Here is a 12,859-nt window from a genome sequence, read left to right on the forward strand (position 1 = left end):
GTGTTTTCGTTTTTAAGACAACGATTTTCCTGAAAATTTCAGTTTGATATCAACAATTTGCCCTAGGCAGCCATGGGGTGTGATGTGTCGGCACTCGCCACCACCCGGCACGCCATCTGCCCCACCACGGCCAGCGCCTCCTGTGTGGGCACATCCCACGCTCCCGAAAAACTCAGGCGCAGGCAGTTGCGGTAGCGGTCGGTGGCCGTGAACAAGGGGCCGGGGCCGAAGGTGATGCCTTGGGCGGCGCACAGACGGAACAGGGCCATGCAGTCGGTGCCTTCGGGCAGCTCCACCCACAGGGCGTAGCCGGCGGGCGGGTTGCTCACGCGGGTGCCCCGTGGGAAGTGCTCGGTCACGATGTGCCGCGCCTCTTTCAGGCGGTGGCGGGTGGCCAGGTTGATGCGGCGCAGGTTGGCTTCGTAAAAGCCCTGGGTGAGCAGGTCGGCCAACGCTTCTTCGAGGATGACGTTGGTGGCCGCGCCTTGCAGGCGCTTGCGGTTGGCCACGGTGTCGCGCCAGCGGCCGGCCTCCACCCAGCCCAGGCGCAGGCCGGGCGAGAGGGTCTTGGCGAACGATCCGCACACCATCACGAAGCCGTCGGTATCAAAGGCCTTGGCCGCCTTGCGGCGTTCGTCGCTGGCCAGCAGGTCGTTGAAGACCACGTCTTCGATGAGCGGCAGGCCGCGCGCCGTCAGCAGCCGCACCAGGGCCTGCTTGTTTGCCAATGGCATGACAGAGCCCAGCGGGTTGGACAGCGTGGGCGCCAGCAGCACGGCCTTCACCGGCTGGGTGTCCAGCGCCAGTTCCAGCGCGGGCAAGGAGATGCCGTTGCGCGGGTGGGTGGGGATCTCCAGCGCGCGCAGGCCCAGGGCTTCGAGCAAATCGATGTAGCCGAAGTAGGTGGGCGATTCCAGCGCCACCACGTCGCCCGGCTGCGTCACGGCCTGAAGGCACAGGCTCACCGCCTGGGTGCAACTGGCGGTGGTGATGATGTGCTCGGCCGCCAGCGTGCAGCCCATGTGCAGGGCGCGCCGGGCCACGGCCTGGCGCAGGGCGGGGGTGCCCATGTCGGCGTTGTTGTAGCGGGTGAGGCTTTGGCGGTGCAGGCGCGAGGCGCGGCCCATGGCAATGCGCAGGCGCTCCTCGTCGAACAGGTCGCTCTCCTGCGGCAGGTAGCCGCCGAAGCAGGCGCGGTCGCCCGGCTGCTCCAGCGTGGCGAAGGATTCAGAGCGGCGCTGCGCCTCCAGCGTGAAGCTGCGCAACGGCGGCGTGGTGGTCACCAGCGTGCTGGTGGCGCGCCGGCCGCGCCGCACAAAGTAGCCGGCCTTGGGCTTGGCTAACACCAAGCCTTGTTCTTCCAACTGGCGCAGTGCCTGGTTCACCGTGGAGATGGACACACCCTCGTTGGCCGCCAGCTCGCGTATCGACGGCAGGCGCGAGCCCGCCTTGAGCGCACCGCTGTCGATCAGCCGGGCCAGGCGTTGCGCGAGCTGGGCGTACAGGCGTGGTGACAGGCCCTTCACGGGTGTGTCGGGCAGCGGCTGTTCGGTGGCGATGAGGTCGGGCGAGGGCGTGGCGGCCATGGTGTGAACATCGTAGCGCGGCGGGTCAAGGGGCCAGGTGGTTTTGTGACGGTCGAGCGGCACAGACAGGCCCCAACCGGTGCAGCACAGATGGGGGCTGTGTGCCGGTGCGGCGGCACAGAAAGCCGGCCGTTGTGTCTGTTGCAAAACAGGCGGCCACGCGACAGTGGACTCCCATCACAGGAGCCCACCATGACCACCGCCACCGCCCCGTCGTTCCTCTCCAGCCTGCTGGCCTTGCTGCCCCGCCGGGCGCTGGCCGCGCGCACCACGACGCGCAGCGACATCGCTCCCACACGCCTGCTCCCCGGCCAGGCACGCACCCTGCATGCAGGCCAGGGCATGCGCCTGCAGGTGCTCGGCGGCCGTCTCTGGCTGACGCAGCCCGGCGCCAGCCAGGACGTGTTCCTCACCGCCGGTGATGCCCTGGAGCTGACCCAGGACTGGGTGGTGATCGAAGCCGACGCCATGCCCGACGCGCCCATGCAGTTGGCGCATGCCGAGTACCTGTTGCGGTCGCTGGGGTGAGGCGAGTCAGGGCTTGGGCTGATGGGGTGGCGAGGCGTACTGAGCCTGGGCTGGCCTCAGCGCCCGAGTGCCGCAGCCAAGTACCGATCGACGGCAGATGTCCAAATGAACGGTTCGTTGTGCAGTGAGTGTCCATCCCGTCCCGGGGCAGGCTCGAAGGTCAGAAACTCGCCCTGCCCACCCGCCGCTTTGAAGGCCTCGAAGTTGTTCCGGCTGTGGCTCAGCTTGTAGTAGGGGTCGCGGTCGCCGTAGAGCCACAGTGTCGGTCGTTTGAAGTTGGCCCCTCGTTGCATCAGCACGGGGTTCACGGCAGCGACCTGACGGCAGCCATCACCGAGCCAACCGCCGACGAAGTTCAAGACGCCCTTGAACATTTCCGGGCGGCGGCCGGCATAGGCAACAGACAGAATGCCGCCCCGAGAAACACCACCGACCAAGACTTGAGCGCGATCAACATCGGGTCGCGCCAAGATATGCGTCATCACCACGTCGAGATCGGCCACCGCCCGGTCAAAGCCGGCGATGGCGCGCTCAGGCTCGCACGAGTAGCCCTTGGATCGATCTGCCGAAAAACCTTCGTCATACAAACCGTCGGATTGACCGCGTCCCCGACGCTGTGGAAACAACACCTGCCAGCCCTGGTTGGTGAAGTAATGCGCGACTTCGGGGCTACTCCAGGTCAGTTTGAACCATTCAGGCCGGTTGCCCGCTCCAGTTGAGCCGTGGTTGAAAACCAGCGTCGGAAAAGGACCATTTCCAAGCGGACGGTAAACCACCATTTCGAGCGTCTGTTGCCTTTCGCCATCGTTCCAAGGTGTAGGAATGCGTTCAATGGTCCGCGTGTACGGGGTTTGAATCTGCTTTTGCGTCAGGACGCCAACGGACAACAGCTGCTTCTCTGGCTTCCAGAAGGCCATTTCCATGTCGCCGTCATTGCGTAGCCGAAGCGTCAGTCGCGCACCAGTCAATGGCAGCACCAGTTCGTCGCCGACAAACTGACCCACTGCGCGTTCGGCAAACAGGCCCTGAAGCGGGTTCACGTGGGCAAACGCAACCGTGACCTGTGTGGCAGATACCCGTTCGACTGCGAGACGCACATCGCACTGGCGACCACCACATGCCCAGCCCTGCCACAGTCCGTGCCAGCGGACCAGGTGGGCAGGCAGTGTCGGCTCAGGTGGCGTCGGTGCGCCGCCCTCCGGCAAAGTCGCGATCACCGGGCTTTCTGAGACTGCTGCCTGCAGTCGAGGCATGACCGCAGGCCAATCTGTTTGAGCCGTTGCGCTTGCGGCGGCCAATGACGCGGCCAAGACTATGGTTGCGCAATATCGCTGCATCTTGTTTCTCCCTGAACGAGCCTGCATGTGGGCCCTTTTGCTCGACTTGAAATGTATCGGATAGCGATTGTTTGTGGATGCTTGGCACTCGTCGCAGGCGATGTTCGGTGGTTGTGGTTTCGGAGGGTGGCCCAGGTGAGCGCAGGCCTTCATAATCTTGCGTATGCACATCGCGCCCGATACCTCACAACGCATCGCCGACATTTGTCGGCGGTACGGCGTGCGCCGTTTACAGATGTTCGGTTCGGCGGCCGAAGGCACCGATGGCCCGGACAGCGATGTGGACTTGCTGGTGGAGTTTGTGCCGGGTCAATACCCCAGCGGTTTTGCACTGGTGGATTTTCAGGACGAGTTGTCCGTCACCTTCGGCGGCAGGCCGGTGGATCTGGCCTTCCCTTCGGTGCTGGACAACCCGTTCCGGCGCAAGGCCATCGAGCCGCAACTGCGCACGGTTTTTCAATGACGGTGGACCGGGTTCCCGCGCATTTGGCCGACATGCTGCGGTTCACACAGGAACTGCGAGGCTTGGTCGAGACCATGCCCGTGTCGGATTTTGTTGCCAACCGGGTGTTGTGCCTAGCGGTCGAAAAGCTGTTTATCAATCTGGGCGAGGCCGCCGCCAGGGTGGGTGCGGATGCCGTGAACATGCCCGCGATTCCATGGCGACGGGTGATCGGGCTGCGCAACATATTGGCCCATGGCTACGAACAGGTCGCGTACGAAATCCTCCACGAGACGGTTGTGCGTGAACTGCCGGCACTGGAGACAGGTTTGCAGCAGTTGTTGCACCGCTATTGAGCAGAGGTTCTTGCCCACGGCATGTGCCCCATACCGAGCCAGACGGTTGTCCATCAACCTTTTTTACTTTCATGACCACTTTCCTGTTCGTTCTGGCCTTGGCCGCTGTTGTTGTGCTGGTCTGGCGGCTGCGATCGGGCGGCACCGAGCGGTCCATGTTTGCGCCCGAATCGGCCGCCACAGCCCCACCCCCTGGCCCCAAACCCATCGTTTTGCCCACGGCGTGGGTCATTCCTGACGTGCTGGTGCAATTCCGGCGGGTGGAGGGCTTTGAGCTGCCGCCCGAGCGGGTGGCCGCCTTGCGCGAGCGTTTGCTGGCCTTGCCTCGCCCTGCGGCGGCCGCGTTCAAGCTGCTGTCGGGCGATTTCATGGACAGCGCGAGTGCCGACGCGTTGGCACAGGAAATCCTGAGCGAGCCCCACCTGGCGGCTCAGGTGCTGGCCACGGTCAACTCGCCTTTTTATGGTTTGGCGCGCCCGGTGGCCAGCGTGCAGGACGCCATCACCTACCTGGGTCGCGACACGGTGCGCTCCGTGGCCGTGCGTTGCCTCATCGAGCCCGCGCTGGCGCCGGCCGACGCTCGCCTCAGCGCGCTTTACGACAACCACGCGCGCGCCAGCCGCCTGGCGGCGCAGCTCTGCCAAATTCTGGCGCGGCGCGTGGGGGTGCCCGACAGCGGCGCCATGGTGACGGCGGCGGTGTTGTCCTATGTGGGTCACATGGCCATGCTGGCCATGCGCGCGCCCGAAGCGTCGCTGCAGGATGGCAGGAAGGATTTCCTGGAGCGCAGCCAGCACGAGCAGGACGATGTCGGTATTGCGGCGGGCGAGTTGGGTTGCCTGTTGCTGGAAGCGTGGAACATGCCGGTGGCCATCGTGGAAGACGTGCGCCAGATCGACCTGGTGGTGACCACGCCACCCAAGCAGCTCTCGGCTCAAAAGGCCACGCGCTACGCGCTGACCTACTACTGCGTGCGGGTGGCCGACAAGCTGGCCGCTGGCACCTGGGCCGACCTGGAGGCTGCGGTGCCGGAGCGGCTGGTGGGGCCCGAGTTCTTCCATGCCCAGACACATTTCATGTCGGACCCCAAGCTGGCCCAACTGGCGGTTGAAATGCGCACCCCGCAGTTGGTGGACGAGGTGCAGCGTTTGCTCAGGGCTTGATCGCGCCGAGCTTGTCGTCGGCCAGGCCCACCAGCAGCGCCCGGCCATCGGCGTCCACGCGGAATTCCCCGAACCGCGCCACTTGCCAGCGCGCCGCCTCGCCTTCGCGGAAGAACCACGCGTCGGTCACCAGCGTCCATTGCCCGTTTTTGGGCGTGAGTTCAATGCGCAGCTCGTTGGCGCCCAGCGGCTCGCTGGGCTGGTGCAGGCGCACCAAGGTGGCCACGCCGCGCGCGTCCAGGCGTGCCACCACGTGGGGGCGCTGGCCGCTCAGCAGTCCGGTGTCGTTGCGGCTGGCGCCGCCGGGCACGGCGAAGTTCAGGCGCATGTAGTCGCCCTGCATCAGCGAGCGCGGGTCCACTGGCGCCAGCGGCACGTAGACGGGTCGGCCCCGGGCGATCAGGCCTTCCTTTTCGCGGATGGCGCCTTGGGCCACCACCACGGTGGCCAGCACGGTGAGGGCGACGGCGGCTATCGCGGGCAGCGAGCGCGGGGTGCGTTCAACGGCTTTGGTGGGCGTGCCGTCCCGCAGCGTCCACCAGGCCAGTGCACCGAGGTCGGCGCCGCAGGCCACCAGCACCACGGCCTTCTGTGCCAAGGGCCAGGCCAGCGCGTAGTAGAAGCTGCCGAGCATCCACACCGCAGCCAGGCCAGCGGCACCGGCCAACGTCCAACGCCGCGTGCCCAGCAGCAAGGCCAGGGCCAGCAGGGCCGCGCCCAGCGTGGGAATAAAAAAGGCCAGCGCCGCCAGGCACAGCGCGGCCAGTTGGCCGCTCCACGGGGTGCGCGTGCCCAGGGTGGGCCAGGCGCGCGTCAGCACGGCGGCGCCGGCCAGGGCCAGCGTCGCCGACACACTGTGTTGCAGCCAGGCCATGGCGGTGGCGGGCAGGCTGCCGGCCAGGCCCATGGCCACGGCACCCACCAGACCGCCGCCCAGCGCGCCGGGCACCAAAAAGGCCAGGCCTGAGTGCGCGGCCAGGCCCACCAGCGTGGCCAGCAGCCAGCCGGCGCCCGTGCTTTCCAGCAGTGTTGCGCCCCGGCTCAAGCGCCGCTGGATGACCAGCGCGAGCAGCCACAGGCCTGTGAGGGCGTGCAGCACCGCCCACCAGGCAGACAGGTTGGGCGCGCGCCACAAGCGACCTGGCCACAGTGCCAGGGCCGCGCATGCGGCCGCCGCGGCGCCCGCCAGCACGCGCAGCCAGGGTCTGTCGATCCACATCGCAATGCCCAGGGCCAACAGCGCCAGCGCGGCAAAGGCGGCCTGGTCGGGCAGGTCGCGGGCGAGCCCGTAGGCCAGCGTGCCGGCCCCCGCGAGCAGGGCAGGCACAGCCAGTTGCTCCACGAAGATGGGCACCTCGGGCCGCCGCAGCACGATGACCGAACCGGCCAGCAGCAGCAGGCCCACCAGGTGGGTGCCCAGCCCACGCGCGGCCAGGTCGCCCAGCAGCAGGCCGATGACCGACATCAGCGGCACGGCGGCCAGCCAGGCCCCCAGTGCGGTGAGCAGCACCACCGGCCAGGGCCGGCTTTCGATGGGGGGGAGGGTGGCGTTGGGTGGCAACAGGCCTTCGGCCTGGGCGTTGCGCAGCACGGCATCGAGCGGGTGTGTCATGCGGCGTCCTCCTGAACCCCGTGTTCGCGCACGAGCCGGAGAATCCATTTGACCGACAGCGCCAACAAGGCTGCCGACACCAGGCCGATGAGCATGAGCCGGCCAATCGGGTCCCGCCCACCGTGTTCAAACAGCACCCGCACCAGGCCGCCCACCACCAGCGCATTGAGGCCCATCGCGGCCGCGCTGAGACCAAACACCTCGAAGTGCGCGGGCCGACTCAGCCAGGCACCGGCCAGCGCCAGCAGCACCAGGCCCAGCGGGTAGTGTGGGGCAATGTCCTTGGGGAACAGGCCGCCGATGGCGGTGAGGGTGATGGCCACGGTAGCAAGCGTGAGTGCGGTACGGCGCGCCCAGGGGCCGGCGCCAGTCCAGCGGAACCAGGCGGGCGAGAGCAGCAGGCACAGCAGACCCAGGGCCGCCCAGCCTGTGGCGTGCACGCGCAGGTCGTCGGGCAACACGCGCCACTGGTGGCCGGTGTGGGTCTGCACCCACAGCGATATGCCCACCGCCGCCACCAGCGCCCAGGGCGCCCACACCGCGTCGTGCCGCGCGCCCAAGGCCATCGGCAGGGTGAGGGCGGCCCACAGGGCGAAGAGTTGCCAGGCATCGGCACCGGTTTGGTAGGTCTGGCCGAAGTAGGCGAACAGCGCGCCCACGGCAAGCAGTGTGAGCAAGCCCAGCGGCGCGCGCAAGGCGGGGCGCAGGCAGGCGCCCAGGCCCATGGCCACCACCACACCCTGTAGCAGCCAGAAGCGGCCGGCGCGGCCCAGGTCGTCCCAGTTGGCGGCCACCCACAACACCAGGCCCAGGCCCACCAAGGCGGCAGCCAGCAGAGCCAGGGCCCGCCAGAACTGCCGGTAGGCATCGGGTGGCTCGCCCGCCAGGCTGGCCAATGCCATCAAGCGTGTGCGTGCGGGGCCGTCCAGCCCATGCGCCTGGGCCAGTTGGAGGAGGGCGAGGCGCTGGGTCATGACGGGGCGTGTGTCAGCGGTTGAGGAACTTGGCCAGGGCGAACAAGGTGTCGTCGGGCGCTTCGGTCATCTGGTGGTGCCCCACCGGTACGGTGTGCACGGTGATGGTTTTGCCGCTGTCCTTGGCGGCGGCGATCAGGCTGTGCGCGGCTTTTGGCTGTGTCATCTGGTCTTGCGCGCCCAGCACGAACAGCACCGGGCAGGTGACGGCGCGGACGGCGGCCTCGCCGTTGGCATAGCTGTCGCAGGCCTTGAAGCCGCGGTAAAACACGTTGACTTGTGTGTTGCTGCGCAACACGCGCCGGCCCAGGGCCATGCCGGCGCCGTACACCCAGGTGCCCGGGCCAAGTGCCGAAGGGGGCGGCGCCAGCGTGGCGCGCGAGAACACGTTGACCAGTTTGAGCGCTTGTTCGGGGTCGTTGACGGAGGCATCCAACAACGCCTGCGACACCTTCATGGGGTAGGCCGTGCCCACCAGCACCAAATGGCTCACACGCTCGCGCAGCCGGCTGGCGGCTTCCAGCGCGATCAGCGAACCCCAGCTGTGGCCCACCAATGCTGCGGTCTGCACCCCGGCCGCGTCCAGCAAGGCAGCGACGAAATCGGCCGCCTGCTCCACGGTTTCCGGCGCGTCGCCGCCGCTCTTGCAGTGGCCGGGCAGGTCCACCGCCAGCACGTTGAAACCGTGGTGGGCCAGGTAGCGGCTTTGCAGAATCCACACGCTGTGGTCGTTGAGCACACCGTGGATGAACACCACCGTGGGCTGGGCGGGGTTGAAGGGCTTGCCGCCGGTGTAGCAGTAGGTTTTGGCGCCATTGACTTGCAGGTACATGGTCAGGCCCCCGCTTTTTCTGCGGCCTTGAGCGCGCGTTTGAGATCGTCGATCAGGTCGTCCGGGTCTTCCAGGCCGATGGACAGGCGGATGGTGCCCTGGGCGATGCCGGCACCGGCCAACGCCTCGTCGCTCATGCGGAAGTGGGTGGTGCTGGCCGGGTGGATCACCAGGCTGCGGCAGTCGCCCACGTTGGCCAGGTGGCTGAAGATCTTGAGCGTCTCGATGAACTTGCGGCCCTGGGCGCGGTTGCCCTTGATGTCGAAGCTGAACACCGAGCCGGCGCCACGGGGGCCAAAGCGCAGCAGCTTTTGCGCCAGCGTGTGGCTGGGGTGCGATTCAAGCAAAGGGTGGCCCACGCGTTCCACCATGGGCTGGCTGGCCAGGAACTGCACCACCTTTTCGGTGTTGCTCATGTGGCGTTCCATGCGCAGGGGCAGGGTTTCGATGCCTTGCAGGATCAGCCAGGCGGTGTGGGGGCTCATGCAGGCGCCAAAGTCGCGCAGGCCCTCGCGGCGGGCGCGCAGCAGGAAGGCGCCCACGGTGGACTCTTCGCTGAACACCATGTTGTGAAAGCCTTCGTAGGCCTGGGTGAGTTCGGGGAATTTGCCCGAGGCCTCCCAGTCGAAGCTGCCGCCGTCCACCACCACACCACCGATCACGGTGCCGTGGCCGCTCAGGAACTTGGTGGCCGAGTGGTAGACGATGTCCGCGCCGTGCTCGAAGGGCTTGATGAGGTAGGGCGAGGTCAGGGTCGAATCGACCAGCAGGGGCACGCCGGCCTCGTGTGCGATCTGCGACACGGTGGGGATGTCCAGCACGTCCAGACCGGGGTTGCCCACGGTCTCGCCGAAGAAGAGCTTGGTGTTGGGCCGCACGGCCGCCTTCCAGCCATCGATGTCGCCGGGTTTGACGAAGGTGGTGTCGATGCCGAAACGACGCATCGTGTAGTGCAACAGGTTCTGGCTGCCGCCGTAGAGCGCGGTGCTGGCCACGATGTGGGAGCCCGCGCCCATGAGCGTGGCGATGCTCAAGTGCAGCGCGGCCTGGCCGCTGGCGGTGGCGATGGCACCAATGCCACCTTCCAGTGCTGAAACGCGCTGCTCCAGCACGGCGTTGGTGGGGTTGCTGATGCGGCTGTAGACGTGGCCGGCGCGTTCCAGGTTGAACAGCGAGGCCGCGTGGTCGCTGGACTCGAAGACGAAGGAGGTGGTGAGGTGGATGGGCACGGCGCGCGCGCCTGTGCTGGGGTCGGGGGCGGCGCCCGCGTGCAGTGCGAGCGTGTCGAAGCCGGGGTCGGCGTAGCCGGGCATGGGAGGGTCTCCGTGTGTGCCGCGCCACAGTGAGGCGCGGCCTGGGTGTGTGGGTGTCGTGAGCGATTATTGTGGGCTATATTTCAGGCACAACCATCCACCCGATACCGGGGCCGCGAGGAGAAACCATGAAAGTCAGCGACATTCTTCGTGTCAAGGGCAACACCCTCTACACGGCCACCCCCGATGAGCCCCTGGCCAGCGCCTTGAACCTCATGGCTGAGAAGGATATCGGCTCGCTGGTGGTGATGGACCACGGCGACCTCGTGGGCATGCTGACCTTCCGCGAAGTGATTCAGCTGGTGGTGAAGAACGGCGGCGCGGTGGGCACCACCATCGTGCGCACCGCCATGGACGATGCCCCGCTGACCTGCACCATGGAGACCGAACTCGACGAAGTCCGCCGCATGATGTTGGACCGCCACGCGCGCTACATGCCCGTGATGGACAAACGCATGCTCATGGGCGTCATCAGCTTCTACGACGTGGCCAAGGCCGTGGTGGACAGCCAGAACTTCGAGAACAAGATGCTCAAGGCCTACATCCGCGACTGGCCTGCAGACGCCGAGAGCGAGGCGGACAGCCCCAAGCTCTGAAAAAGACCAAAGGACAAAGCGCCCGACCGGGCGCTTTTTTTATTCTTTGATGTTGGCGCGCTGAACGATTTTCTGGTTGCGCGCGTACTCCTCCCGCACGAAGGTGCCGAACTGCGCCGGGCTGCCGTTGCCGGCCGTGGCGCCTTGTTCGCTGAACTTGGCCTTGATCTCGTCGGACTTGAGCACCTCGTTCAACTCCTGGTTGATGCGCGCCACCACCTCGGGGGGCGTCTTGCCCGGTGCGAACAGGCCGATCCAGGTGTTCATCTCGTAGCCCTTGAGGCCGGGCATCTCGGCGAAGGCCGGCACCTGTGGCAGGTTGGGCAGGCGCTTGGCGCCGGTCACGCCCAGGGCCTTGACGCGGCCAGCGCTGATGTGCGGCATGGCCGTGGTGGCCACCAGCATGGCCAGATCGACCTGGTTGCCGATCACGTCGGAGGCGATCTGCGCGCCGCCCCGGTAGGGGATGTGGGTGACAAAAGTGCCGGTCTGGTCCTTGAGCAATTCCATGGCCAGCTGCAGCACGGTGCCGATGCCCGAGGTGGCGTAGTTGTACTTGCCAGGTTCCTTCTTGGCCAGCTTCACGAACTCGCCGAAGTCCTTGGCGGGCAGGCCGGGGCGGGCCACCAGCACCATGGGTGCGGTGCTGATCAGGCCCACCGGGGCCAGGTCGGTGAGCGGGTCGTACCGGAAGGCCGAGGGGTTGATCAGGCGACCGATGACGATGGGGCTGTCGGGCCCCACCACCAGGGTATAGCCGTCGGGGTTGGCCTGCACCACCTTGGAGACGCCGATGGCGCCACCGGCGCCGGCTACGTTCTCCACCACCACCGACTGTTTGAGCCGCTCGCCCAGCTTGGTGGCCACCAGCCGCGCGCTGAAGTCCACGCTGCCGCCGGCGGTGAAGGGCACCACCAGGGTGATGGGCTTGGCGGCCGGCCAAGCTTGGGCCTGGGCCGTGAAAGGGGTGGCCAGGGCGGTGGCGGCCAACAGGGTGAAAAGCCGGCGGGGCAGGGGCGTGGTCATGGGTGGTCCTCAGGCAAGGGTGGAAGATGGGGAAACGGGCAGGAGCGTGGCGCGCAGGCGGTCGAACTCGGCCGTCCATTCGCTGCGCCATTGGCGGCGCGTGCTGTCGTCGGTCCAGGCGCCTTCGATGCCGTTGAGCATGAAGCCGCGCAGGTCGTCCAGCGAGAAGCCGAAGTCGCGCACCATCATCAGCCAGGCCCGGGTGGGCGTGACGTGGTGCAGCGTGGGGTCGTCGGTGTTGGGGTGCACGCGCAGGCCCAGCCCGGGCATGTGGCGTATCGGGTGGTCCAACGCCCAGCGCTCGGGCGCCAGGGTGCGCAGGTAGTAGGAGTTGGTGGGCACCACGGTGAACAGCACGCCGCGCTCGGCGCACTCGCGCGCGAAATCGGGCGCGTCCACCACGGTGTAGCCGTGGTCGATGCGGTCCACCTTGAGCAGGTCCAGCGCGGTGCGCACGTTGTGCCAGGGCATGCCGAATTCGCCCGCGTGGGCGGTGGTGCGCAGGCCCCCGGCGCGCGCGGCGGCGTAGGCGTCCACGAACAGCTCGGGTGGTCGGTCGTTCTCGCGGTAGTCGATGCCGATGCCAATCACTTCCTCGTGCGGGTGGGCCAGCACCCAGCGCACCATCTCCAGCGCGGCCTCGGGGCTGGCCTCGCGGTCGATGGCGGGCACCAGGCGGCCGATGATGCCGTGGTCGCGCTGGGCGTCGTGGATGGCGCGCACGATGCCCTCGACCGCGCGGGCGTAGGGCAGGCCCGAGACCTCGGCGGTGCCGGTGGGGTTCCAGAAGAACTCGGCGTAGCGCACCGAATGCGCGGCGGCGTCCTGCAGGTACTCGTAGGTCAGGCGGTGCAGGTCGTCTGCCGAGCGGATCAGGTCCTGGTCCAGCGCGCGCAGCACCCGCAGCACGCCCACCGGCTTTTCGCCCCGGGTGTAGAAGGCCTCGATCTCGGCGTCGCTGATAGGCGCGCGCTCGCGCCGCACCAGGTGGGTGAAGGTGTCGCGCCGCACGGTGCCCAGCAGGTGGCAGTGCAGCTCGCCCTTGGGCATGGCCCGCAAAAAGGCTTCGAGTGGGTCGGGTTGGCTCATAAGGT

Annotated in this window: 13 protein-coding genes; 5 read left to right on the top strand and 8 right to left on the bottom strand. The window is 67.3% G+C overall.

The genetic code is table 11. The features are described 5' to 3' along the window. Positions 1-62: 62 nt before the first annotated feature. A complete protein-coding gene (locus ACFQU0_RS04225; RefSeq protein ID WP_382198872.1) occupies positions 63-1,586 on the bottom strand; it encodes an aminotransferase-like domain-containing protein in 1,524 nt (507 codons plus the stop codon). Positions 1,587-1,778: 192 nt separating this feature from the next. On the opposite strand from ACFQU0_RS04225, the gene ACFQU0_RS04230 reads away from it, so the two are divergent. After that, positions 1,779-2,114, top strand: a complete 336-nt coding sequence (locus ACFQU0_RS04230) for a DUF2917 domain-containing protein (RefSeq protein ID WP_382198873.1) — start codon at positions 1,779-1,781, stop codon at positions 2,112-2,114. Positions 2,115-2,170: 56 nt separating this feature from the next. On the opposite strand, the gene ACFQU0_RS04235 is transcribed toward ACFQU0_RS04230, so the two are convergent. Next, entirely contained in the window at positions 2,171-3,367 is a 1,197-nt protein-coding gene (locus tag ACFQU0_RS04235) for an alpha/beta hydrolase family protein (RefSeq protein WP_382198874.1), read from the bottom strand. A 247-nt stretch (positions 3,368-3,614) separates the two neighbouring features. Here ACFQU0_RS04235 and ACFQU0_RS04240 point away from each other — a divergent pair, with 247 nt between their 5' ends. The 3 genes from ACFQU0_RS04240 (at position 3,615) to ACFQU0_RS04250 (ending at position 5,412) form a co-directional block, all read left to right on the top strand. After that, complete coding sequence (locus ACFQU0_RS04240) at positions 3,615-3,914, top strand: nucleotidyltransferase family protein (RefSeq protein ID WP_382198875.1); 300 nt, start codon at positions 3,615-3,617, stop codon at positions 3,912-3,914. Then, positions 3,911-4,249, top strand: a complete 339-nt coding sequence (locus ACFQU0_RS04245) for a HepT-like ribonuclease domain-containing protein (RefSeq protein ID WP_382198876.1) — start codon at positions 3,911-3,913, stop codon at positions 4,247-4,249. Before ACFQU0_RS04240 ends, ACFQU0_RS04245 begins: the two co-directional genes overlap by 4 nt. A 71-nt stretch (positions 4,250-4,320) precedes the next feature. Next, the gene (locus ACFQU0_RS04250) at positions 4,321-5,412 is read left to right on the top strand and encodes an HDOD domain-containing protein (RefSeq protein ID WP_382198877.1); all 1,092 of its coding nucleotides are present in this window, start codon (positions 4,321-4,323) and stop codon (positions 5,410-5,412) included. On the opposite strand, the gene ACFQU0_RS04255 is transcribed toward ACFQU0_RS04250, so the two are convergent. The 4 genes from ACFQU0_RS04255 to ACFQU0_RS04270 are packed head-to-tail and all read right to left on the bottom strand — an operon-like array spanning position 5,402 to position 10,143. Beyond that, positions 5,402-7,024 (bottom strand): GDYXXLXY domain-containing protein, encoded by a 1,623-nt coding sequence (locus ACFQU0_RS04255; RefSeq protein WP_382198878.1) that lies wholly within the window; start codon positions 7,022-7,024, stop codon positions 5,402-5,404. The genes ACFQU0_RS04250 and ACFQU0_RS04255 overlap by 11 nt on opposite strands. Then, a complete protein-coding gene (locus tag ACFQU0_RS04260) occupies positions 7,021-7,998 on the bottom strand; it encodes a DUF2157 domain-containing protein (RefSeq protein ID WP_382198879.1) in 978 nt (325 codons plus the stop codon). Before ACFQU0_RS04260 ends, ACFQU0_RS04255 begins: the two co-directional genes overlap by 4 nt. Positions 7,999-8,011: 13 nt before the next feature. After that, positions 8,012-8,830 carry an alpha/beta fold hydrolase gene (locus ACFQU0_RS04265; protein WP_382198880.1) on the bottom strand — a complete coding sequence of 273 codons (819 nt, stop codon included), beginning with the start codon at positions 8,828-8,830 and terminating at the stop codon, positions 8,012-8,014. A gap of 2 nt (positions 8,831-8,832) precedes the next feature. Beyond that, positions 8,833-10,143 (bottom strand): O-acetylhomoserine aminocarboxypropyltransferase, encoded by a 1,311-nt coding sequence (locus ACFQU0_RS04270; protein WP_382198881.1) that lies wholly within the window; start codon positions 10,141-10,143, stop codon positions 8,833-8,835. A gap of 128 nt (positions 10,144-10,271) precedes the next feature. Here ACFQU0_RS04270 and ACFQU0_RS04275 point away from each other — a divergent pair, with 128 nt between their 5' ends. After that, on the top strand, positions 10,272-10,739 hold the full coding sequence (locus ACFQU0_RS04275; protein WP_382198882.1) for a CBS domain-containing protein: 468 nt from the start codon (positions 10,272-10,274) through the stop codon (positions 10,737-10,739). Positions 10,740-10,778: 39 nt separating this feature from the next. On the opposite strand, the gene ACFQU0_RS04280 is transcribed toward ACFQU0_RS04275, so the two are convergent. Then, positions 10,779-11,765, bottom strand: a complete 987-nt coding sequence (locus tag ACFQU0_RS04280) for a Bug family tripartite tricarboxylate transporter substrate binding protein (protein ID WP_382198883.1) — start codon at positions 11,763-11,765, stop codon at positions 10,779-10,781. A 9-nt stretch (positions 11,766-11,774) separates the two neighbouring features. Further along, on the bottom strand, positions 11,775-12,854 hold the full coding sequence (locus ACFQU0_RS04285; protein WP_382198884.1) for an adenosine deaminase family protein: 1,080 nt from the start codon (positions 12,852-12,854) through the stop codon (positions 11,775-11,777). Between the last annotated feature and the right edge of the window lie 5 nt (positions 12,855-12,859).

This window comes from Hydrogenophaga defluvii, from assembly GCF_042665235.1.
GTDB classification, from domain to species: Bacteria; Pseudomonadota; Gammaproteobacteria; order Burkholderiales; family Burkholderiaceae_C; genus Hydrogenophaga; species Hydrogenophaga defluvii_A.